The organism is Streptomyces sp. NPDC044061, from assembly GCF_056434305.1.
Genome location: NZ_JBWKFL010000020.1, coordinates 32,571 through 53,123 on the forward strand (window position 1 = coordinate 32,571; position 20,553 = coordinate 53,123).

Genomic DNA, 20,553 nt, shown 5'->3' on the forward strand with positions numbered 1-20,553 from the left:
TCGGATGATGGGTGGGCGAAGGGCCGGGGGTCCGGGGGCGGAGCCCCCGGTCGGTCCGAGCAACCGGGTGAGGATCAACCGGCGTTCACAAGGAGCGCCCGCTCAGCTCACCACAGGTGACGCGCACGCGGGCCGACGCCATCGCATGCCGTTCACCTGACCGGGCTCGTCACCGATCACATAGCGGACCCGCCGTCCGTGCACCCGTCGCGCGGGGGCACGGCAGCCGCGGGGCCGGCAGCCACGGGCGAGGCGGGCATAGGCGTCCCGCGTCGCCGGGGTGATCGGAAGCATCATCGGGATCAGCCTATCGAAGGCTCAGCTCCGGCCGTGCCGCAGCGCGGGGTGCTCGCCCGCCGCGACCAGGTCGGAGACGGCGGCCTTCGGGTCGCGCCCGGTGACGAGGGACTCGCCCACCAGGACCGCGTCGGCACCGGCGTTGGCGTAGGCGATGAGGTCGTGCGGCCCGCGCACACCGGACTCGGCGACCTTGACGAGGTTGTCGGGGATCTCCGGGGCGACCCGCTCGAAGGTGCCGCGGTCGACCTCCAGCGTCTTCAGGTTGCGCGCGTTGACGCCGATGATCCGGGCACCGGCGGCCACGGCCCGCTCGACCTCCTCCTCGTCGTGCACCTCGACCAGCGGGGTGAGTCCGATGGAGACGGCGCGCTCGATCAGCGACTCGAGGGCCGGCTGGTCCAGGGCGGCGACGATCAGCAGCGCGAGGTCGGCGCCGTACGCCCGGGCCTCCCACAGCTGGTACGACGTGACGATGAAGTCCTTGCGCAGGACCGGGATGTCCACGCGCGCCCGGACGGCCTCCAGGTCGGCCAGCGAGCCACCGAAGCGACGCTGTTCGGTGAGGACCGAGATGACGGCGGCACCGCCCGCCTCGTAGTCCGCTGCGAGGGCCGCCGGGTCGGCGATCGCGGCCAGCGCGCCCTTGGAGGGGCTGGAACGCTTGACCTCGCAGATCACCTTGACGCCGTCACCCTTGAGCGCGGCCACCCCGTCCTTGGCGGCGGGGGCCTTCGCCGCACGGTCCTTGAGCTCGTCGAGGCTGACGCGTGCCTGCCGCTCCGCGAGGTCGGCACGGACTCCGTCGATGATCTCGTCGAGCACACTCACGCGAGCGGCCCCCTTCCAGACGGTCGTTCCTTCGGGCTTTCGCAAACCCGTGGTCAATGCGATGGTATCCGGATGTCCACGAAGGCCCTGCATCCGAGCTGTGCCGGTCCCACAAGCTGGACGTTCTCCTGAGCGGTCAGGGATGCAGCAAACCGCCGAACGGCAGGTTCCGGACGACGGTGAAGACCAGCAGCAATGCGCCGATGGCCCACATCTGCGCCCGCCCGGCCTCGATCCGCACCGGCCGGCCGCGCACCGCGCGGACCACCCAGACGGTCCACAGCACCGCGAAGCCGAAGTAGGCGGCCACGCCCGCCGCGTTGTCGTGCAGGGCGGTGAGCAGGTCGCCGTGGACGAAGGCGTGCGCGCTGCGCAGCCCGCCGCAGCCGGGGCAGTACAGGCCGGTGAGCCGGTACAGGGGGCACACCGGGTAGTGGCCCGGCTCGTTGGGGTCGACCGTGCCGACGTACGCGAAGGCCCCGGCGACGGCCGCGAGGATGCCGGCCGGTACGGCGAGCCGGCCCCACGGCGCGGTGGGCGGGGTGGTGCGCGGGGCGGTGCGGCTGTCGGCGTTCACGCTGGCATTCTGCCCCGCACGCCCGCCGCACGCGCGCGAGGGGCGGCCCGCACCATCACCTCGGTACGGGCCGCCCCTCGCGGGAGACGGTGGTGCTCAGCCCTCGACGCCGGCCGGCTCCCGGGTCGGGACGGGGGCCGCGTGCGCGGTCGCGTGCGTCTGCTTCGGCTGGCCGAGACCCATGGCGCGCATGGCGGCGCCGACGACGCCACCGAGCACCACGATCACCATGCCGGCCCAGAAGCCGACCGGCTGGGCCATCACCATGAAGGCGCCCGCGACGCAGAAACCGATGAAGGCGATGGTGACGCCGGTCCAGGCGGCCGGGGTGTGACCGTGGCTGCTGCCCGCCATGACTTGCTCCTCGTTGCTGTGTACGTGTCGTAGTACGCGTCGTACGTTTCCGAGCTCGCCCGTCACTCTCCGAGCCGCTCGCTCACGTCCATTGTCCCGTACTCGGGCGCGTGCCGGACGCGGGGGTGGCGTCTGGTTCGCCACATCCGGCGACCGCCGGGAGGTACTGCTCTCAGGCGCCGGTCGGGTCCTCGCCGCGGTCCAGGGCCTTCCAGATCTCCTCGGGACGCTCCGGGTCCACCGGACGGGCCTTGCGCCGCGGCCGGTCGGCCCCGCGCTCGTAGCGGCCGGACATGGCGGGCCACAGGCTGCCGTAGCGCAGGGCGAGCAGCCCGGCGAGCAGGATCAGGACGCCGCCCACGGCCGCGACGTACGGCCAGCCGGTGTGGCTGAGGGCGGCCACGGTGGCGGAGGTGTCGCCGGTGGCCTGTGCGGCCTTCTCGTCCAGCGCGGAGCTGTCGGAGGCCCCGACGAGGGCGGCGGCGACGATGCCGGCGCCGGAGAGCGCGAGTAGGGCGGCGACGACGAGGCGGCCGGCCCGGCGGACGGCGAAGACGGCGACGAGCGCGGCGAGGCCCACTATGGCGAGGGCCGCGGGGACGCCCGTGACGTCACTGCCCTTGGCGGTCAGCGGGAACGCGCCGCCGGCCACCGCGGCGGTGCCCTCCGACCAGCGCTGCCGGGTCGCGAGCAGCGCCACGGCCGCGCCGAGCGCACCGCACAGCAGGGCCACGGCGAGGCTCCGCCGGCCGGACCGGGCGGGCGCGGCGGCTTCGGAACGGGGGTGAGGTACGGCAGTCACGTGCTCCACTATCGCCTGAACCCCGGGCGAACCGTCACCCGGGGTTCGTCGAGGGACGGTCAGGCCCTTCCGAGCCGGTTGGCCGTGTGCACCGCGCGCAGCACGGCCGCGGCCTTGTTGCGGCACTCCTGGTCCTCGGCGACCGGGTCGGAGTCGGCGACGATGCCCGCGCCCGCCTGCACGTAGGCGGTGCCGTCCCGGAGCAGGGCGGTACGGATGGCGATGGCGGTGTCGGAGTCGCCGGCGAAGTCGAGGTAGCCGACGCAGCCGCCGTACAGGCCGCGCCGGGAGGGCTCGAGTTCGTCGATGATCTGCATGGCGCGGGGCTTGGGGGCGCCGGAGAGGGTGCCCGCGGGGAAGCAGGCGGTCAGCACGTCGAAGGCCGTGCGGCCGCCGGCGACCTGGCCGGTGACCGTCGAGACGATGTGCATGACGTGCGAGTAGCGCTCGACGGACATGAAGTCCACGACCTCCACCGAGCCGGGCTCGCAGACCCGGCCGAGGTCGTTGCGGCCGAGGTCGACCAGCATCAGGTGCTCGGCGCGCTCCTTGGGGTCGGCGAGCAGTTCCTCGGCGAGCGCCTGGTCCTCCTGCGGGGTGGCGCCGCGGTGCCGGGTGCCGGCGATGGGGTGGACCATCGCGCGCCCGTCCTCGACCTTCACCAGCGCCTCCGGGGAGGAGCCGACGACGTCGAATCCGTCGAAGCGGAAGAGGTACATGTACGGCGACGGGTTGGTGGCCCTGAGGACCCGGTACACGTCCAGCGCGCTCGCGGTGCACGGGGTCTCGAAGCGCTGGGAGGGCACGACCTGGAAGGCCTCGCCGGCGCGGATGCGCTCCTTGACGTCCTCCACGGCCGCCCGGAAGTCGGGGCCGCCCCACAGGGCGGTGTACTCGGGCAGCTCGGAGGGCGGCAGGACGGCCGGGGGCTGGGCGACCGCCCGGGTCAGGTCGGCCTCCATGGCGTCGAGGCGGGCCACGGCGTCGGCGTACGCCTCGTCCACGCCGGTGTCGAGGTCGTTGTGGTTGATCGCGTTGGCGATCAGCAGGACCGATCCCTCCCAGTGGTCCATGACGGCGAGGTCGCTGGTGAGGAGCATGGTCAGCTCGGGCAGCCGCAGGTCGTCGCGCTCGCCGGGGCCGATCTTCTCCAGGCGGCGGACGATGTCGTAGCCGAGGTAGCCGACCATGCCGCCGGTGAAGGGCGGCAGGCCCTCCTGGTGCGGGGTGTGCAGGGTCTGGAGGGTGGCGCGCAGGGCGGCGAGCGGGTCGCCGTCGGTGGGGACGCCGACGGGCGGGCTGCCGAGCCAGTGGGCCTGGCCGTCACGCGCGGTGAGCGTCGCGTCGGAGCGCACGCCCACGAAGGAGTAGCGGGACCAGGAGCGGCCGTTCTCCGCGGACTCCAGCAGGAAGGTGCCGGGGCGCTCGGCGGCGAGCTTGCGGTAGAGCGCGACGGGGGTGTCGCCGTCGGCGAGGAGCTTGCGCGTGACCGGGATGACACGCCGGTCGGTGGCGAGCTTGCGGAAGGTCTCGAGGTCCATGGCGGCAGACCTTACTGAGCGGAGTCGGGTCGGCCGGAATCGGCGTCCTTGAGCAGGACGTCCTCGTCGAAGCAGGTGCGGGCGCCGGTGTGGCAGGCCGCGCCGACCTGGTCGACCTTGACCAGCACGGTGTCGGCGTCGCAGTCCAGGGCGACGGACTTCACCCACTGGAAGTGGCCCGAGGTGTCGCCCTTGACCCAGTACTCCTGGCGGCTGCGCGACCAGTAGGTGCAGCGGCCCGTGGTGAGCGAGCGGTGCAGCGCCTCGTCGTCCATCCAGCCGAGCATCAGCACCTCGCCGGTGTCGTACTGCTGGGCGATGGCGGGCAGGAGCCCGTCGGCGCTGCGCTTGAGGCGCGCGGCGATCTCCGGGTCGAGGCTGCTGGGCCGGGGCGTACCGGTCGTACTGGTCATGGGTGCCATTGTGCCGCGCGGGACCGACAGTGACGGTGCGTGTCCACGGGCCGGACGCGCCGGGGACCGTACGGCCGGTGCCTGCTGGGCGGACCCGGTACGGGGTCGTAGGCTGACAGCATGTCGACCTTCGCCAAGCGTGAACGGCTCCTGCTCGCCGACCTCTTGGAAACCGTCGGTCCGGACGCCGAGACCCTCTGCGAAGGCTGGCGGACCCGGGACCTCGCCGCGCACGTGGTGGTTCGCGAGCGCCGGCCGGACGCCGCCGGGGGAACCCTGATCAAGCCGCTGGCGCCGCGCCTCGAGAAGGTGACGGCCGAGTACACCGCGAAGCCGTACGAGGAACTCATCCAGCTGATCCGTACCGGCCCGCCGCGCTTCTCGCCCTTCCAGCTCAAGCAGATCGACGAGGCGGCCAACATCGTCGAGTTCTACGTCCACACCGAGGACGTCCGCCGCGCCCAGCCGGACTGGAGCCCGCGCGAGCTGGACCCGGTGTTCCAGGACGCCCTGTGGTCGCGGCTGGAGCGCACCGCGCGGCTGGTGGGCCGGGGGGTGCCGACCGGTCTCGTGCTGCGCCGCCCGGACGGCCAGACGGCGGTCGCCCATCGGGGTACTCCGGTGGTCACGGCGACCGGGGAGCCGTCGGAGCTGCTGATGTTCGTCTTCGGCCGGCAGAGCGCCGCCAAGGTGGAGCTGGACGGCGAGGCGGACGCGATCACCCGGCTGCACGAGTCGAGGCAACTGGGTATCTGAGGAGAGGACTCGCCGTGATCAAGGTCGCGATGACGAGCGTGTTCGTGGACGACGTGGTGAAGGCGCACGCCTTCTACACGGACGTCCTGGGTTTCGAGACCCGGCTGCACATGGACCTGGGCGGCGGCACGCTGTTCGTCACGGTAGGGGCGGCCGAGGGCGCCCAGCCCGACCTCCAGCTGCTGCTGGAGCCCGGCGAGGGCCCCATCGCGGAGCCGTACCGCACGGCGCTGTACGAGGCGGGGATCCCTTGCATCGTCTTCTCCGTGGACGACCTGCGCGCCGAGTACGACCGCCTGCGCGGCCTGGGTGTCCGGTTCACGCATCCGCCGCAGGAGCAGGGGCCGGTGCTGGCGGCGGTGTTCGACGACACGGTCGGCAATCTGGTGCAGCTCACCCAGCCGAAGGGGTGAGCCTCAGCCCGGGAGTTCGGCGCGGCGCAGACCGGGGACGCACAGGGCGACGACCCCGCCGAGCCCGCAGACGGCCGCGCTGCCGACGAACACCGGTCCGAGGCCCCAGGTCCCGATCGCGGCGGCCGCGAAGGGCATGCTCAGCGGGGCGAGTCCGAGGCTGACCAGGCTGGAGAGGGCCGTGACCCGGCCGAGGTAGGCGGGGTCGGCCTGGGTCTGCAGCAGGGCCCCGCACATGGCGCCGCTGAGCCCGGCGAGGAGCCCGATGAGGAGGGCCACCGCGATGGCCGCGCCGAGGCTCGGGACGTAGGCGAGGGCGCCGATCGCGACGGAGCCCGCCAGGATGGCGTACGCGGCGACCAGTCCGGCGCGCGGCAGCCGGCCCCGGACGGTCAGCAGCAGCGAGGCGGCGCCCGCGCCGACGCCGAACCCGGCCAGCACCGAGCCCATGCCCGAGGCACCCCAGCCGCGGTGGTCGGCGAGCAGGGTGAGACCGACGTTGAGCGGTCCGACGAAGCCGAAGTCGCCGAGGGCGATGGCGAGCATCAGCGGGGCCAGGACGCGGTGGCCGCGGACATGGCGCAGACCGGCCCGGAGATCCCGCCAGGGCGTCGTTCCCCGGGCGCCGGACCGGTCGTCCGCCGGCAGCTCCCGGACCCGTACGGAGCACAGCAGGGGCACCGACACCGCGATGAGCAGTCCCGCGAGGGCGAACGCGGCCGACGCGCCGCCGGCCGCCACGCCCAGGCCGCCGAGCGGGGCCCCGACGACGCTCGCGAACCGGATCGCGAGGCCGCGCAGGCCCTGCACCCGGGCGAGCTGTGCCTTGCCGGTGATCCTCGCCGGGAGTGCGCCCACGGCGGGCATGAACACGGCGTCGACGGTGCCGAAGACAAGGGCCAGCAGGGCGAGCGGCCACAGCCCGGGGCTGGTGACGAACAGCAGGGCGGCCACCGCGAGGACGGCGGCGCAGCGCACGGCGTCGCTGCCGATGACGACGCGGCGCGGGCCCAGCCGGTCGGCGAGGACTCCCCCGCCGAGCATCAGCACGGCCCTCGGCACGGCACTGACCGACATCACGACACCGGCCTCGGCGGGGGTGCCGGCCTGGACGGCGGCCCAGGACAGGGCGACGTAGTAGATGCTGTCGCCCAGCATCGAGGCGGTGTAGGCGCCGAGCCAGCGCCGGACGTTGGGGTCGCGGTGGGCGGGGCGGTCCTCGGCGACGGGGGCCGTGGGTATGAGGCTGTCGGTCACGGAAGGGGCCCTTCTCAGACGCGGAACGGGAAGCCGTACACGTGCAGCGCGACGTGCTCGCGCTTCCGGGCGTCGCCTGCGGCCTCGCGGCCGCGGGCCCGCTCGTCGTACCGCTTGATCACGTCGAGCAGTTCACGCTTCATCTCGGCCAGTTCGGCGGGTGTCAGCCGCAGCAGCGATTCGGAGTCGGAGGACGCCTCGTTCCACTCCCGGCCCCACTGCGCACGCTCGTCGAGGTAGGTGCGGTACATCTCGGAGCGCTGCTCCTGGAAGAGCCGGGAGGCCGCGAGATGGGCGGCGGCCTTCTCCGGCGCGTCCCGGAAGTCCTTGTCGCGGATGGAGACGCCGCCCGTGGCCGGCTGCCACCAGCGCTCCCGGGCGTCGGCGCTGCGCTGCTCGGCCTCCTCGACCAGGCCGTGCTCGGCGAGCTTGCGCAGGTGGTAGCTGACGAGCGAGACGGCCTCGTCGACCTGCTCGGCGAGCTGCGAGGCGGTCGCGGCCTCGGCCACGAACAGCAGCCGGTAGAGCTTCATGCGCAGCGGGTGGGCCAGCGCCTTGAGGGTGCCGAGGTCCGTGATCTGCCGCTGTTCCTTGCTTGCCATGCTCACGACTCTAGATGCGAAAGAAAAATTGCACAACGAATATTGCGCAACTTCTCTTTCGCATCTGATCGCGTCCGTGCATGAGAGAGCCCCGGCCACCCCATCGGGCGACCGGGGCCGACGCTCAGCGCGGCGTCACCGTACCGGGTGCCCCGCCTCCCGCAGAGTCTGCTTCACCTGGCCGATGCGCAGGTCCCCGAAGTGGAAGACGGAGGCGGCCAGGACCGCGTCGGCACCCGCCCCGATGGCCGGCGGGAAGTGGTCCAGCCTGCCCGCGCCTCCGGAGGCGATCACCGGGACGGTGACGTGCTTGCGGACGGCCGCGATCATCTCCAGGTCGTAGCCGTCCTTGGTGCCGTCCGCGTCCATGGAGTTGAGCAGGATCTCCCCGGCGCCCAGCTCGGCGGCCCGGTGGGCCCACTCGACGGCGTCGATGCCGGTGCCCTTGCGGCCGCCGTGGGTCGTCACCTCGAACGAGCCCGACTCGGTGCGCCGCGCGTCGACCGACAGCACCAGCACCTGCCGGCCGAAGCGCTCGGCGATCTCGCGGATCAGGTCCGGGCGGGCGATGGCCGCGGTGTTCACGCCCACCTTGTCGGCGCCCGCCCGCAGCAGCTTGTCCACGTCCTCGGCCGTGCGGACACCGCCGCCGACGGTCAGCGGGATGAACACCTGCTCCGCGGTGCGGCGCACCACGTCGTACGTCGTCTCGCGGTTGCCCGAGGACGCGGTGATGTCCAGGAACGTCAGCTCGTCGGCGCCCTCGGCGTCGTACACCTTGGCCATCTCGACGGGGTCGCCCGCGTCGCGCAGGTTCTGGAAGTTGACACCCTTGACGACCCGGCCGTTGTCCACGTCCAGGCAGGGGATGACTCGGACCGCCAGGGTCATGAGGTCACGGCTCCTCTGAATGCTTCTAGTTCCACTTCCACCAGGATGCGCGGGTCGACGAAGCCCTCGACGACCAGCAGGGTGGAGACCGGGCGCACCGCGTCGAAGACCTCTTTGTGGGCCCGGCCCGCGGCGTCCACGTCGCGCGCGTGGGTCAGGTACATCCTGGTCCGGAGCACCGACTCGGGACCGAGCCCGAACTCCGCGATCGCCTCCAGCGCGCTGGTGAAGGCCACCTTGGCCTGTTCGTAGGGGTCGCCCTCCCCGTACAGCACGGTGCCCTTGAAGGACGTCGTGCCGGCCACCAGCACCCGGTCACCCGCCGCGACGGCGCGCGCGAATCCGAAACTCTCTTCCCAGGGACTTCCGCTCTGCACGCGCCGCACGGCTTCGGACGTCATGACGACACAGCCTCCAAGGCCTCTTCCAGGGTGAACGCCTTCGCGTACAGGGCCTTCCCGACGATGGACCCCTCGACACCGAGGGGTACCAGCTCGGCGATGGCGCGGAGGTCGTCCAGCGACGACACGCCGCCGGAGGCCACGACCGGACGGTCGGTGGCCGCGCAGACGTTCTTCAGCAGCTCCAGGTTCGGGCCCTGCAGGGTGCCGTCCTTGGCGATGTCGGTGACGACGTAGCGGGCGCAGCCCTCCTTGTCGAGGCGCGCCAGCGTCTCGTAGAGGTCGCCGCCGTCGCGGGTCCAGCCGCGGCCGCGCAGGGTGGTGCCGCGCACGTCCAGGCCGACCGCGATCTTGTCGCCGTGCTCGGCGATCACCTTGGCGACCCACTCGGGGGTCTCCAGGGCGGCGGTGCCGAGGTTCACCCGGGTGCAGCCGGTGGCGAGGGCGGCGGCGAGGGTGTCGTCGTCGCGGATGCCGCCGGACAGCTCCACCTTGATGTCCATCGCCCTCGCGACCTCGGCGATCAGCTCCCGGTTGTCGCCCGTGCCGAAGGCGGCGTCGAGGTCGACCAGGTGCAGCCACTCGGCGCCCGAGCGCTGCCAGGCGAGCGCGGCCTCGAGCGGGGAGCCGTAGGACGTCTCGGTCCCGGACTCACCGTGCACGAGGCGGACGGCCTGGCCGTCACGGACGTCGACGGCGGGGAGGAGTTCGAGCTTGGCCATGGTCTACAGGGTTCCGATCCAGTTGGTGAGGAGCTGGGCTCCGGCGTCGCCGGACTTCTCGGGGTGGAACTGGGTGGCCCACAGGGCGCCGTTCTCCACGGCGGCCACGAAGGGCTTGCCGTGCGTCGACCAGGTGACCCGGGGGGACTCGATCACCGGGTTGTGGGTCTCCAGGGTCCAGTCGTGGACCGCGTACGAGTGCACGAAGTAGAAGCGGGCTTCCGGATCCAGGCCCGCGAACAGCTCCGAGCCGGCGGGGGCCTCGACGGTGTTCCAGCCCATGTGGGGCACGATGTCCGCCTGGAGCGGCTCGACCGTGCCGGGCCACTCGTCCAGGCCCTCGGCCTCCACGCCGTGCTCGATGCCGCGCGCGAACAGGATCTGCATGCCGACGCAGATGCCCATCACCGGCCGCCCGCCGGACAGCCGGCGGTCCACGATCCAGTCACCGCGGGCCGCGCGCAGCCCCTGCATGCAGGCGGCGAAGGCGCCGACGCCCGGCACCAGGAGGCCGTCGGCGTTCATCGCCCTGTCGAAGTCGCGCGTTATCTCGACGTCGGCCCCCACGCGCGCGAGGGCGCGTTCGGCGGACCGGACGTTGCCGAAACCGTAGTCGAAGACGACCACTCGCTTGGTGGCGCTCAATTCCACACCTCCAGCCGCATGACGCCCGCGACGAGGCACAGGCCCGCGCCGATCGAGAGCAGCACGACGAGGCTCGTGGGCATCTTCTGCTTGACGAAGGAGATGATGCCGCCGACGAGGAAGAGGCCGACGACGATCAGGAGGGTCGAGAGACCATTCATGGGGTTACAGCGCGCCCTTCGTGGAGGGGAGGATGCCCGCCGCGCGCGGGTCGCGCTCGCTGGCGTAGCGCAGCGCCCGGGCCAGGGCCTTGAACTGGCACTCCACGATGTGGTGCGCGTTGCGCCCGTAGGGCACGTGCACGTGCAGCGCGATCTGGGCCTGGGCGACGAAGGACTCCAGGATGTGCCGGGTCATCGTGGTGTCGTACTCGCCGATCATCGGCGCCATGTTCTCGGGCTCGGTGTGCACCAGGTAGGGGCGGCCGGACAGGTCGACCGTGACCTGGGCGAGGGACTCGTCCAGCGGGACCGTGCAGTTGCCGAAGCGGTAGATCCCCACCTTGTCGCCGAGGGCCTGCTTGAAGGCGGCGCCGAGCGCGAGGGCGGTGTCCTCGATGGTGTGGTGGGAGTCGATGTGCAGGTCGCCGTCGGTCTTCACGGTCAGGTCGAACAGGCCGTGCCGGCCGAGCTGGTCGAGCATGTGGTCGTAGAAGCCGACGCCCGTCTTGATGTCGGTCCGCCCGGTGCCGTCGAGGTCTATCTCGACCAGGACCGAGGTCTCCTTGGTGGTGCGCTCGATTCTTCCGACGCGACCGTCGCGAGTCATGCGTCCAGCTCCTTCTTCAAGTCACGTACCGCGTCGAGGAACGCGTCGTTCTCTTCGGGGGTCCCGGCGGAGACCCGCAGCCACCCCGGTACGCCGTTGTCACGGACCAGGACGCCCCGGTCGAGGATCTTCCGCCAGGCCTCGTGGGCGCTCTCGAACCGGCCGAACTGCACGAAGTTCGCGTCGGACTCGATGACGTCGTAGCCGCTCGCGCGCAGCTCGGCGACCAGCCGGTCCCGCTCCGACTTCAGCTGCTCCACGTAACCGAGCAGCGTGTCGGTGTGCTCCAGGGCGGCCAGCGCGGTCGCCTGGGTGATCGCCGACAGGTGGTAGGGCAGCCGTACGAGCTGTACTGCGTCGACGACCGCCGGGTCGGCGGCGAGGTAGCCGAGGCGCAGGCCCGCCGCGCCGAAGGCCTTCGACATGGTGCGGGAGACGACCAGGTGGGGCCGGCCCGCCAGCAGCGGCAGCAGCGAGTCGCCGTGGCTGAACTCGATGTAGGCCTCGTCCACGATCACCATCGACGGCTTGGCCGCCTGGGCCGCCTCGTACAGCGCGAGGACCGTCTCCGGCGGAACGGCGTTGCCGGTGGGGTTGTTGGGGGTGGTGATGAAGACGACGTCGGGCCGGTGCTCGGCGATGGCACGCTCGGCGGCGGCGAGGTCGATCGTGAAGTCCTCGTTGCGCGGACCCGAGATCCAGCCCGTGCCCGTGCCGCGCGCGATGAGAGCGTGCATCGAGTACGAGGGCTCGAAGCCGATGGCCGTCCGGCCCGGTCCGCCGAAGGTCTGCAGCAGCTGCTGGATGACCTCGTTGGAGCCGTTGGCGGCCCAGACGTTCTCGATGGCGAGCGGGTACTTGCCCGTCTTCGTCAGGTACTTGGCCAGCTCGGTGCGCAGCTGTACCGCGTCCCGGTCCGGGTAGCGGTTCAGGTCGCGGGCGGCCTCCCGCACCCGCTCCACGATCCGCTCGACCAGCGGCTCGGGCAGCGGGTAGGGGTTCTCGTTGGTGTTCAGCCGTACGGGGACGTCCAGCTGGGGCGCGCCGTAGGGGGACTTGCCACGCAGTTCGTCTCGTACGGGGAGATCGTCGATGCCGGTCACTTGCTCAGTCACTTGCTCTCGGGGACCTTCCAGCCGAACCTCGCCTTGATCGCCGCGCCGTGCGCGGGCAGGTCCTCCGCCTCCGCCAGCGTCACCACGTGGTGCGCGACCTCGGCCAGCGCGTCCTTCGTGTAGTCGACGACGTGGATGCCGCGCAGGAAGGACTGGACGGACAGGCCCGAGGAGTGACAGGCGCAGCCGCCGGTGGGCAGGACGTGGTTGGACCCGGCCGCGTAGTCGCCCAGCGAGACGGGCGCCCAGGGGCCGATGAAGATCGCGCCCGCGTTCTTCACGCGGTCGGCCACGGCGGCCGCGTCGGCGGTCTGGATCTCCAGGTGCTCGGCGCCGTAGGCGTCGACCACCCGCAGGCCCTCCTCGATGCCGTCGACCAGCACGATCGCGGACTGCCTGCCCTTCAGCGCCGGCACGATCCGGTCCTCGATGTGCTTGGTGGCCGCGACCTGCGGCTCCAGCTCCTTCTCCACCGCCTCGGCCAGCTCGACCGAGTCGGTGACCAGCACGGCCGCGGCCAGCGGGTCGTGCTCGGCCTGGCTGATCAGGTCGGAGGCCACGTGCACCGGGTCGGCGGTGTCGTCGGCGAGGATCGCGATCTCGGTGGGTCCGGCCTCGGCGTCGATGCCGATCCTGCCGGTGAAGTAGCGCTTGGCGGCGGCCACCCAGATGTTGCCCGGACCCGTGACCATGTTGGCGGGCGGGCAGGACTCGGTGCCGTGCGCGAACATCGCGACGGCGGTGGCGCCACCGGCCGCGTAGACCTCGTCCACGCCGAGCAGGGCGCACGCGGCGAGGATCGTCGGGTGCGGCAGCCCGCCGAACTCGGCCTGGGGCGGGGAGGCGAGCGCGATGGACGCGACGCCGGCCTCCTGGGCCGGTACGGCGTTCATGATCACGGACGAGGGGTAGACGGACCGGCCGCCCGGCGCGTACAGCCCGACGCGCTCGACCGGCACCCACTTCTCGGTCACGGATCCGCCGGGCACGACCTGGGTGGTGTGCGTGGTGCGGCGCTGTTCGCGGTGGACCAGGCGGGCCCGGCGGATGGACTCCTCCAGGGCCGCGCGCACGGCCGGGTCGAGGGCCTGGAGGGCGTCGGTGAGGGCCTGGGCCGGGACACGGACGGATTCCAGCCGTACTCCGTCGAACTTCTCGGCGAAGTCGATCAGCGCCGCGTCGCCACGATGATGCACGGCCTCGCAGATCGGACGCACCTTCTCCAGGGCGGCCTGAACGTCGAAGTCGGCTCGGGGCAGCAGGTCGCGCAGGGCGGGGCCCTCGGGAAGGGCGTCGCCGCGCAGATCGATTCGGGAAATCACAGGGTCAATTCTCTCAGACCGGCATCGGGAGCCGTCCGCGCGTATCAATGGCTGATACAGAACCTGGCCGGAACTCGGAAGATCGCCTTCACGTCTAGTGTTCCGGGCGTCACGCACCGGGCATGAACAGCTGTACGACGCAGGTGACTCACGAGTAGGCGGGGAGGCAGGGAAAGCGGTGACCGAAGGGGCAGGCATCCGCACCGGGGACCTGCCGGACGACCTGACCGCGGCCGAGGCGGGCATGTGGCAGGCCTTCCGCAACGGCAGCGTGTACGACCTCAGCAGCGGGGACGCCGCCGTGGACGATCCGCACGGCGGGCATCCCTGGGGGCCCGAGCGGAGCGTCAGGGCGCGGATCGTCTGCTGGCTGCTGCTGGACGGGCCGCCCGCGCTCGCGGGCCGGGTCTCCGCGCTGAAACTGGTCGGCGTGCGGGTCACCGGCACGCTGGACCTGGCGGGTGGCACGGTCACTCCGTACGTGGAGATGCGCGACTGCCGCTTCGACGACCAGATCCTCCTGCCCGAGGCCCGGTTCACCACGGTGCGCCTGGTGGACTGCGCGGTGCCGCGCCTGGAGGCGGCCCGGGTGCACACCGAGGGCGATCTGCACCTGCCGCGCTGCCGCTTCCAGAACGGGGTCCGGCTGACCGACGCCCACATCGGCACGGACCTGCTGCTCAACCAGGCGATCGTGTACCGCGACCGCAGTGGCCGCTCGATCGCCGCGGACGGCATGACCGTGGGCCAGGACCTGCAGGCGGAGCTGCTGGAGTCGCACGGCGAGCTGAGCCTGCGCAGCGCCAAGGTCGGCGTGTCGCTGAGCCTGCGAGGGGCGAAACTGGCCAACCCGTACTCCCGCCTGGCCCTGAACGCACCCCAGCTGACGGTGGAGCGCACCCTGTACCTGACCCCGGCCGGCGTGGGCAACCCGCTGCTGAGCGGCACGACTCCCGCGCGCGGGACGCGGATCCAGCGCTTCGAGTGCCAGGGCGGGGTGCGGCTGGACGACGGGCGGTTCGGGGACGCCGTCGACCTGGAGCGGGCCCGGTTCGTCCTCACCGACGACCAGGTGCTGTCGCTGCGCCGGGTGCAGACGCCGGAGCTGCGCTTCCTCGGGGACGCTCCGCAGCGCGGCCAGGTGCTGCTGTCCGGTGCCCGGATCGTCAACCTGGTGGACCGCGCGGCCAGTTGGCCCGGCCCGGGCAGTCTGCACATGGGCGGGTTCGCCTACGAGAGCCTGGTCCCGCGGGGGCCGTTCCCGCTGACCCGGCGCCTGGACTGGGTGGCGGCGGCCACCGCCGAGTACAACCCGGAGCCGTACGAGCGGCTGGCGGCGGTGCTGCGCGCGGCCGGGGAGGACGAGGACGCCCGCGAGGTGCTGCTCGCCAAGCAGCGCCGGCGCCGTGAGACGCTGCCGCCCGCCGCCAAGTGCTGGGGCTTCGTGCAGGACTGGGTGGTGGCGTACGGCTACCGGCCGGGCCGGGCCGCGGTGTGGATGGCGGTGCTGTGGGCGGCGGGCACGCTTGCCTTCTCGCACGCGGCCCATCCGCCGATGAACTCCGGCGGCCATCCGACCTGGAGCCCCGCCCTGTTCACGCTGGACCTGCTGCTGCCGGTGATCGACCTGGGCCAGGTCGGCCAGTGGCAGCTGCGCGGCGGCTGGCAGTGGCTGGCGGCGGCGATGATCATACTGGGCTGGATCCTGGCAACCACGGTGGCGGCGGGGGCGACCCGGCTGCTGCGGCGGAGCTGACGCCCGATTCGCCGGCAGGTGCGCCACAATGGTTGAACCATCACCCTTTACCCGTCCTTGACCGTGTGGCGTACAACCTTCGACAAGTTGCCCCGACCCTCTGGCGCAGGCCCGACCTGCGGTCTTTCAATGGTCAACACCATGGCTCTGCTGCCGGCGTTCCTCCGCCCCACCCGGATGACCCGACGTACCTCGCGCCCCGCCGCCCCACCACAGGCCGGCGACGAGGCCGTCCTCGACGCGCCCGACGAACGCCTCTCCCCCGCGCTGGTCGCGGCCGGCCGGGGCGAGTACGGCGCCGCCGCCGCCCTGCTCGCCACCACCCGCGCCGCCGCCGAGTGGGAGAACCGCGACCGGTACACCAAACGGCTCGCCGCCTTCGCCCGCTCACGCCCCGAGTGGTTCGAGGAGTGGCGCGCGGCCGCCCCGGACGACCCCGACGCGGCCCTCCTCCACGCCCAGCTCGCGGTGGACCGCGCCTGGCCCTCGCCGGCCCGCGCCGAGCTGCTGCGCGAGGTGAGCCCGCTGATCACGGCCGCCGCCCGCGCCGAGGACCGCGACCCGGTGCCCTGGCGGATCGCGCTCGACCACGCGCGCGGCTCCCTCGCCGGGCACCGCTACTTCGAGGAGCTGTGGGAGGCGGCGATCCGGCGGGCCCCGCACCACTACGGCTGCCACGTGGCCGCCCTGCGCTACCTGGGCACCTTCTGGCACGGCTCGCACAGCGAGTGCTTCGACTTCGCCGACCTGGCCGCGCAGGACGCCCCCGCCGACTCCCTCGTCCAGGCGCTCCCGGCCCGCGCGGCCTTCGCCTACCTCACCGACGGCTGCGGACCCGAGGTGCCCGGCGAGCGGCTGGAGGCGGCGGCCGACCGGGCGGTCGCGCTCTCCGGCCGCTTCCCGGCAGCCGCCCCCTGGCCCGCCGAGGTCCGCAACAAGCTGGTCTACGTCCTCGTACGGCTGGAACGCTGGGAGGAGGCCCGGACCGAGCTGCGCCGGATCGGCCCGTACGCCACGTCCTTCCCCTGGGACCGGTTCTCCGACGACCCGCTGGGGCACTTCCTGCGGCTGCGCGAGGCACTCCTGACGGGCGCTCCCCGCGCCACCCTGAGCGAGCTGGCGGCGCCGCCCCCGCGACCGCGGAACGACCACCGCGGCCGAGCAGCCGTTCCCGACCATTAGGCTGGGGCGCCGTGACCACCGTCCGTCTGCCCCTATTTCCGCTGAACTCGGCGCTGTTCCCCGGGCTCGTGCTGCCCCTGAACATCTTCGAGGAGCGCTATCGCGCCATGATGCGCGAGCTGCTGAAGACCCCCGAGGACGAGCCGCGCCGGTTCGCCGTCGTGGCGATCCGCGACGGCCACGAGGTGGCGCCGAGCGCCCCGGGCATGCCGGATCCGACCGCACAGCCCGAGCGGGGCCCGGCCGCCGGCTTCGGCGCCGACCCGCTGAAGTCCTTCCACGGCGTGGCCTGCGTGGCGGACGCGGCGACCATCCGGGAGCGCGCCGACGGCACCTTCGAGGTGCTGGCGACCGGGACGACCCGGGTGCGGCTGCTGTCCGTGGACACGTCGGGCCCGTTCCTGACCGCGGAGCTGGAGGAGCTGCCGGAGGACCCCGGCGACGAGGCGGGCGCGCTGGCCGAGGGCGTCCTGCGCGCCTTCCGGCAGTACCAGAAGCGCCTCGCGGGCGCCCGTGAGCGCTCGCTGTCGACGGGCGCCGACCTGCCGGACGACCCCTCGGTGGTCTCCTACCTGGTGGCGGCGGCGATGGTCCTGGACACCCCGACCAAGCAGCGCCTCCTCCAGGCGCCGGACACCGCCTCCCGCCTCCGCGACGAGCTGAAACTCCTTCGCTCGGAGACGTCCATCATCCGTAGTCTGCCGTCGTTGCCCGCGTTCGAGCTGACGCGGACGCCGACCAGCCAGAACTGAGCGAACCGAGGCCGACACCCCGATGGCGAAGAAGTCGAAGAAGCAGCAGTCCGTAGGCACCCCGGCGACGGTGTCCCTGACGGCGGCGGGCGTGGGCTTCACCCTGCACTCCTACGACCACGACCCCGCCCATCCTTCGTACGGCGAGGAGGCGGCGGAGGCGATGGGCGTCTCCCCCGACCGGGTCTTCAAGACTCTGGTGGCCGACGTGGACGGCGCCCTGACGGTGGCGGTGGTCCCGGTGTCCGGCACGCTGGACCTCAAGGCCCTGGCCGCGGCGGTGGGCGGCAAGCGGGCCACCATGGCCGACCCCACCCTCGCGGAGCGAACCACGGGCTACGTCCGTGGCGGCATCTCCCCCCTCGGTCAGCGCAAGAAGCTCCCCACGGTCCTGGACGACTCGGCGGCCTCCCACGACACGATCTGCATCTCGGCCGGCCGCAGGGGCCTGGAGGTCGAACTGACCCCCACCGACCTCACAGCCCTGACGGACGCGGTACTGGCCCCGATCGGCCGCGGCTGAGATCCTCCGCACCGGCCGAAGCCGGCCCACTCCGGTCAGCCCGCGTACGGCACCTCGGGGTCCCGGGGCCCGAACAGCGCCGTGAGCCCGAGATGCACCAGCAACCCGGCCAGCGGCCAGGCCAGCAGCGCACCCTTCGCCCCCAGCTTCAGCGGCGCCGAGAAGGTGACCCCCTTCCCCACCGCCTTCGCGTGAGCGATCACATCGGACCCGGGGCCCAGCCACACGCCCAGCCGCCACGCCAGGAAGGACCCGAGCAGCCCGCCGAGGCCCAGGGCCACGACGACCGGCACGCCCCCACGCCGCCGCAGCAGGAACACGACGATCGCGCTGACGGCCCCGAAGACCAGCCCGAGCAGCGCGAACGTTCCGTCCACCCCGATCGCCTGCTCCCCCTCGGTGTCCTTCAGATAGACGACCCAGCTCTTGTCGACCTGGTCACCGACCAGCGGCACATGCGGCGCCAGCCACCACCACAGGAGTCCCAGCAGCACCCCGCCGACCGCCGACGCCAACGTGATCAGGGCGGCGTCACGCACTTCGGTCTTCATCCCAGGGCCGTCCTGTTCGTACCAGCCCGCGACCGGCGCCCCGGCAGGCGGCGGTGCCTGCCAGACGTGGTGCGGGGAGTCGTCGTGCGGCGGCGGAGTCAGCGGTGCGGTCACCTGAATATCGTGCCAGGTCGTGCTGCGGGCCGCGTCACCGGACGGCGGCCCGGCGGTACGCCCAGGTCGCCACGGCCAGCGAGACCACTCCGACACCCGCGCACACCCCCAGGTCAGCAAGGACGACGGCCCAGTCGGGGTGTGCCCCGAAGGTCCGCGCGTATGCCTCCACGCCGTAGGTCGAGGGCAGCAGGTCCCGGGCCAGCCGTACGATCTCCGGCATCCGGTCGGGCGGCAGCACCCCCAGCAGCAGCGCCGCCGACATGCCCAGCTGACCGAGCAGCGTCGCCAGCTCGGGCCGCGGCGCGAGCAGCCCGCAGGCGGCGCCGAGCCCGGACAGCGCGGCTCCGGCGAGCGGGATCACGGCCACCAGGATCCACAGGTTGGACAACGGCAGCCCGAACAGCACGCACCCGAAGACGGCGGTCACCAACGTCCCGGGCACGGTGAACGAGGCGTACGCCGCCGCGGCGCCCAGCACCACCGCCGCGGGCGGCACCGGCAGCGTGGCGTAGTGGTCGAGCCCGCCGCTGGCCCGCAGGTGCCCGAAGTACTGCGACAGCAGATTGAGCGCGACGTACGCGACGACGAGCACCGAGGAGCCCGCCACCACGATCCGGGCCTCAGCGCCGCTGTCGACGACACCGCGCATCATCACGGCGATGCCGACGGACTGGAAGGTCGCCACGAACAGCAGCGGGATGCGCGCCACCCGGGCCCGGGACAGCTGCGCCCGGTAGACGGCCACCAGCGACGGCCACAGCCGCGCGGGCGGGCCGAGCTCGGCCGCGGGCCGGGCCGCCTCCGGCACGCCCCGGGCCCCTCCCGGCAGAACCTCCGCGGGTACGACACTCACGACGACCTGCTCCTCTTCCCCACGGCGGCCGGGCCACCGTTCCACAGGGACCATACGGCTGCGACGACTGTCGTGCTCACGCCTTCACCAGCCCCGCTCGTGCGGCCCCGCCCAGCGCCAGGTACACGTCCTCCAGGCTGGGCGTGGCGAGTGTGAAGTCGTCCAGGGCGGCGAAGGCGGCTCCACCGGTCACCGTGGCGACGGCGGCCCGGGCCTCCTCCGGAGCGAGCCGGAGCGTCCAGCGCCGCCCGGACTCCACGGCCCGCTCGCGCAGGCCGGCGACCTCGGGCACCTCCAGCGGCGCCCGCTCCCGCCACACCAGCTCCACCCGGACCTCGCCGGACACCTGTTCCTTCAGCCCGGCCGGGGTGTCACAGGCGATGACCCGGCCCTGGTCCAGCACGGCCACCCGGTCGAGGACGGTCTCGGCCTCGATGACGTTGTGGGTGACCAGCAGCACGGTCGTACCGCGTTCGGCCCGCCGCCGGTCCACGGCCGCCCACACCGCGCGCCGGGCCACCGGGTCCATGCCGGTGGTCGGCTCGTCCAGCACGAGCAGCGGGCGTTCCCCGACCAGGGCGGCGGCGAAGCAGGCGAGGCGCCGCTGTCCGCCGGACAGCTTCTTCAGCGCCCGCCCGGCGATCGGCGTGAGCCCCAGTTCCTCGAGTACGGCGTCCCGCTCGGCCCGCGCCCGGCGTACGTCCAGGCCGCGCAGGCGACCGGTGGTCTCGGCGGCGAGCGCGACGGTCAGCTCGTCCAGGGCGGAGGACTCCTGCCCCAGGTAGGCGAGGATCCGCGCGGCCCGCTCGGGGTGCCTGACGATGTCGTGGCCGAGGATCTCGACGCTGCCGGTGTCCGGCCGCAGCAGCCCGGTGAGCTGCCGTACGAGGGTGGACTTGCCGGCGCCGTTCGGCCCGAGCAGCCCGAAGATCTCCCCGCGCCGCACGTCCAGTTCCACGCCGTCGGTGGCCCGCACCTCCGGCGTGCCCGGCGTCCCGCGCCGCCCCTTCACGGGCGGGTAGGTCTTGCCGAGCCCGCGCACGCGTACGACCTCGTCATGCCGAAGTGCCTGTCCCGCGCGCGTACTCACAAGGGACGAGACTACGGGGTCC

At 72.8% G+C, this 20,553-nt stretch carries 26 protein-coding genes; 6 read left to right on the top strand and 20 right to left on the bottom strand.

The window, feature by feature from the left end:
- Positions 1-102 precede the first annotated feature (102 nt).
- From trpM to hisI, 7 genes are all read right to left on the bottom strand, one after another.
- Positions 103-297 carry a tryptophan biosynthesis modulator TrpM gene (trpM, locus tag AC07CM_RS29965; protein WP_478879579.1) on the bottom strand — a complete coding sequence of 65 codons (195 nt, stop codon included), beginning with the start codon at positions 295-297 and terminating at the stop codon, positions 103-105.
- 21 nt (positions 298-318) lie between these two features.
- Positions 319-1,128: an indole-3-glycerol phosphate synthase TrpC gene (gene trpC / locus AC07CM_RS29970; RefSeq protein ID WP_478879580.1), complete on the bottom strand. Its 810-nt coding sequence runs from the start codon at positions 1,126-1,128 to the stop codon at positions 319-321.
- A 136-nt stretch (positions 1,129-1,264) separates the two neighbouring features.
- Positions 1,265-1,705: a DUF2752 domain-containing protein gene (locus tag AC07CM_RS29975; RefSeq protein ID WP_478879581.1), complete on the bottom strand. Its 441-nt coding sequence runs from the start codon at positions 1,703-1,705 to the stop codon at positions 1,265-1,267.
- Positions 1,706-1,801: 96 nt separating this feature from the next.
- Positions 1,802-2,059 carry an HGxxPAAW family protein gene (locus AC07CM_RS29980; protein ID WP_478879582.1) on the bottom strand — a complete coding sequence of 86 codons (258 nt, stop codon included), beginning with the start codon at positions 2,057-2,059 and terminating at the stop codon, positions 1,802-1,804.
- Between the two features lie 172 nt (positions 2,060-2,231).
- Entirely contained in the window at positions 2,232-2,870 is a 639-nt protein-coding gene (locus AC07CM_RS29985; RefSeq protein ID WP_478879583.1) for a TIGR02234 family membrane protein, read from the bottom strand.
- A gap of 50 nt (positions 2,871-2,920) precedes the next feature.
- Entirely contained in the window at positions 2,921-4,402 is a 1,482-nt protein-coding gene (locus tag AC07CM_RS29990; protein WP_478879584.1) for an anthranilate synthase component I, read from the bottom strand.
- 11 nt (positions 4,403-4,413) lie between these two features.
- A complete protein-coding gene (gene hisI, locus AC07CM_RS29995; protein ID WP_478879585.1) occupies positions 4,414-4,815 on the bottom strand; it encodes a phosphoribosyl-AMP cyclohydrolase in 402 nt (133 codons plus the stop codon).
- A gap of 120 nt (positions 4,816-4,935) precedes the next feature.
- On the opposite strand from hisI, the gene AC07CM_RS30000 reads away from it, so the two are divergent.
- Both AC07CM_RS30000 and AC07CM_RS30005 read left to right on the top strand, forming a co-directional pair.
- Positions 4,936-5,571, top strand: a complete 636-nt coding sequence (locus AC07CM_RS30000) for a TIGR03085 family metal-binding protein (protein ID WP_478879586.1) — start codon at positions 4,936-4,938, stop codon at positions 5,569-5,571.
- 14 nt (positions 5,572-5,585) lie between these two features.
- Complete coding sequence (locus tag AC07CM_RS30005) at positions 5,586-5,984, top strand: VOC family protein (protein WP_478879587.1); 399 nt, start codon at positions 5,586-5,588, stop codon at positions 5,982-5,984.
- A gap of 3 nt (positions 5,985-5,987) precedes the next feature.
- Here AC07CM_RS30005 and AC07CM_RS30010 read toward each other — a convergent pair whose 3' ends face one another.
- The 10 genes from AC07CM_RS30010 to hisD form a co-directional block, all read right to left on the bottom strand.
- Positions 5,988-7,241 carry an MFS transporter gene (locus AC07CM_RS30010; RefSeq protein ID WP_478879588.1) on the bottom strand — a complete coding sequence of 418 codons (1,254 nt, stop codon included), beginning with the start codon at positions 7,239-7,241 and terminating at the stop codon, positions 5,988-5,990.
- A gap of 14 nt (positions 7,242-7,255) precedes the next feature.
- The gene (locus tag AC07CM_RS30015; RefSeq protein WP_478879589.1) at positions 7,256-7,843 is read right to left on the bottom strand and encodes an ArsR/SmtB family transcription factor; all 588 of its coding nucleotides are present in this window, start codon (positions 7,841-7,843) and stop codon (positions 7,256-7,258) included.
- A 135-nt stretch (positions 7,844-7,978) separates the two neighbouring features.
- The gene (gene hisF / locus AC07CM_RS30020) at positions 7,979-8,734 is read right to left on the bottom strand and encodes an imidazole glycerol phosphate synthase subunit HisF (RefSeq protein WP_478879590.1); all 756 of its coding nucleotides are present in this window, start codon (positions 8,732-8,734) and stop codon (positions 7,979-7,981) included.
- Entirely contained in the window at positions 8,731-9,135 is a 405-nt protein-coding gene (locus AC07CM_RS30025; RefSeq protein WP_478879591.1) for a RidA family protein, read from the bottom strand. The genes hisF and AC07CM_RS30025 overlap by 4 nt, the downstream gene beginning before the upstream one ends.
- Positions 9,132-9,857 (bottom strand): bifunctional 1-(5-phosphoribosyl)-5-((5-phosphoribosylamino)methylideneamino)imidazole-4-carboxamide isomerase/phosphoribosylanthranilate isomerase PriA, encoded by a 726-nt coding sequence (priA, locus tag AC07CM_RS30030; protein ID WP_478879592.1) that lies wholly within the window; start codon positions 9,855-9,857, stop codon positions 9,132-9,134. Before priA ends, AC07CM_RS30025 begins: the two co-directional genes overlap by 4 nt.
- 3 nt (positions 9,858-9,860) lie before the next feature.
- Positions 9,861-10,502 (bottom strand): imidazole glycerol phosphate synthase subunit HisH, encoded by a 642-nt coding sequence (gene hisH, locus AC07CM_RS30035; protein ID WP_478879593.1) that lies wholly within the window; start codon positions 10,500-10,502, stop codon positions 9,861-9,863.
- Positions 10,499-10,663 (bottom strand): hypothetical protein, encoded by a 165-nt coding sequence (locus tag AC07CM_RS30040; RefSeq protein ID WP_351247034.1) that lies wholly within the window; start codon positions 10,661-10,663, stop codon positions 10,499-10,501. The genes hisH and AC07CM_RS30040 overlap by 4 nt, the downstream gene beginning before the upstream one ends.
- Positions 10,664-10,667: 4 nt before the next feature.
- Positions 10,668-11,270 carry an imidazoleglycerol-phosphate dehydratase HisB gene (gene hisB / locus AC07CM_RS30045; protein WP_478879594.1) on the bottom strand — a complete coding sequence of 201 codons (603 nt, stop codon included), beginning with the start codon at positions 11,268-11,270 and terminating at the stop codon, positions 10,668-10,670.
- Positions 11,267-12,373: a histidinol-phosphate transaminase gene (locus tag AC07CM_RS30050; RefSeq protein WP_478879695.1), complete on the bottom strand. Its 1,107-nt coding sequence runs from the start codon at positions 12,371-12,373 to the stop codon at positions 11,267-11,269. Before AC07CM_RS30050 ends, hisB begins: the two co-directional genes overlap by 4 nt.
- An 8-nt stretch (positions 12,374-12,381) precedes the next feature.
- A complete protein-coding gene (gene hisD / locus AC07CM_RS30055) occupies positions 12,382-13,707 on the bottom strand; it encodes a histidinol dehydrogenase (RefSeq protein WP_478879595.1) in 1,326 nt (441 codons plus the stop codon).
- Positions 13,708-13,885: 178 nt separating this feature from the next.
- Between hisD and AC07CM_RS30060 the strand changes: the two genes are divergently transcribed.
- The 4 genes from AC07CM_RS30060 (at position 13,886) to ybaK (ending at position 17,920) form a co-directional block, all read left to right on the top strand.
- On the top strand, positions 13,886-15,463 hold the full coding sequence (locus AC07CM_RS30060) for an oxidoreductase (protein ID WP_478879596.1): 1,578 nt from the start codon (positions 13,886-13,888) through the stop codon (positions 15,461-15,463).
- A 129-nt stretch (positions 15,464-15,592) separates the two neighbouring features.
- Complete coding sequence (locus AC07CM_RS30065) at positions 15,593-16,645, top strand: hypothetical protein (RefSeq protein WP_478879597.1); 1,053 nt, start codon at positions 15,593-15,595, stop codon at positions 16,643-16,645.
- 11 nt (positions 16,646-16,656) lie between these two features.
- Positions 16,657-17,397, top strand: a complete 741-nt coding sequence (locus AC07CM_RS30070) for an LON peptidase substrate-binding domain-containing protein (protein ID WP_478879598.1) — start codon at positions 16,657-16,659, stop codon at positions 17,395-17,397.
- 22 nt (positions 17,398-17,419) lie between these two features.
- Positions 17,420-17,920, top strand: a complete 501-nt coding sequence (ybaK, locus tag AC07CM_RS30075; RefSeq protein ID WP_478879599.1) for a Cys-tRNA(Pro) deacylase — start codon at positions 17,420-17,422, stop codon at positions 17,918-17,920.
- 35 nt (positions 17,921-17,955) lie between these two features.
- Here the strand turns inward: ybaK and AC07CM_RS30080 are convergent, their stop codons facing one another.
- From AC07CM_RS30080 to AC07CM_RS30090, 3 genes are all read right to left on the bottom strand, one after another.
- Complete coding sequence (locus AC07CM_RS30080) at positions 17,956-18,585, bottom strand: AAA family ATPase (RefSeq protein WP_478879600.1); 630 nt, start codon at positions 18,583-18,585, stop codon at positions 17,956-17,958.
- A 34-nt stretch (positions 18,586-18,619) separates the two neighbouring features.
- Entirely contained in the window at positions 18,620-19,441 is an 822-nt protein-coding gene (locus AC07CM_RS30085; protein WP_478879601.1) for an ABC transporter permease, read from the bottom strand.
- Between the two features lie 76 nt (positions 19,442-19,517).
- Complete coding sequence (locus tag AC07CM_RS30090; RefSeq protein ID WP_478879602.1) at positions 19,518-20,531, bottom strand: ABC transporter ATP-binding protein; 1,014 nt, start codon at positions 20,529-20,531, stop codon at positions 19,518-19,520.
- Positions 20,532-20,553 lie beyond the last annotated feature (22 nt).

What these genes read in the sequence shown, in the direction of transcription:
- trpM (WP_478879579.1), bottom strand. Translation starts at nt 297, where the DNA reads ATGATGCTTCCGATCACCCCGGCGACGCGGGACGCCTATGCCCGCCTC.
- AC07CM_RS29980 (WP_478879582.1), bottom strand. Translation starts at nt 2,059, where the DNA reads ATGGCGGGCAGCAGCCACGGTCACACCCCGGCCGCCTGGACCGGCGTC.
- AC07CM_RS29990 (WP_478879584.1), bottom strand. Translation starts at nt 4,402, where the DNA reads ATGGACCTCGAGACCTTCCGCAAGCTCGCCACCGACCGGCGTGTCATC.
- hisI (WP_478879585.1), bottom strand. Translation starts at nt 4,815, where the DNA reads ATGACCAGTACGACCGGTACGCCCCGGCCCAGCAGCCTCGACCCGGAG.
- AC07CM_RS30000 (WP_478879586.1), top strand. Translation starts at nt 4,936, where the DNA reads ATGTCGACCTTCGCCAAGCGTGAACGGCTCCTGCTCGCCGACCTCTTG.
- AC07CM_RS30015 (WP_478879589.1), bottom strand. Translation starts at nt 7,843, where the DNA reads ATGGCAAGCAAGGAACAGCGGCAGATCACGGACCTCGGCACCCTCAAG.
- hisF (WP_478879590.1), bottom strand. Translation starts at nt 8,734, where the DNA reads ATGACCCTGGCGGTCCGAGTCATCCCCTGCCTGGACGTGGACAACGGC.
- AC07CM_RS30025 (WP_478879591.1), bottom strand. Translation starts at nt 9,135, where the DNA reads ATGACGTCCGAAGCCGTGCGGCGCGTGCAGAGCGGAAGTCCCTGGGAA.
- priA (WP_478879592.1), bottom strand. Translation starts at nt 9,857, where the DNA reads ATGGCCAAGCTCGAACTCCTCCCCGCCGTCGACGTCCGTGACGGCCAG.
- AC07CM_RS30040 (WP_351247034.1), bottom strand. Translation starts at nt 10,663, where the DNA reads ATGAATGGTCTCTCGACCCTCCTGATCGTCGTCGGCCTCTTCCTCGTC.
- hisB (WP_478879594.1), bottom strand. Translation starts at nt 11,270, where the DNA reads ATGACTCGCGACGGTCGCGTCGGAAGAATCGAGCGCACCACCAAGGAG.
- AC07CM_RS30065 (WP_478879597.1), top strand. Translation starts at nt 15,593, where the DNA reads ATGGTCAACACCATGGCTCTGCTGCCGGCGTTCCTCCGCCCCACCCGG.
- ybaK (WP_478879599.1), top strand. Translation starts at nt 17,420, where the DNA reads ATGGCGAAGAAGTCGAAGAAGCAGCAGTCCGTAGGCACCCCGGCGACG.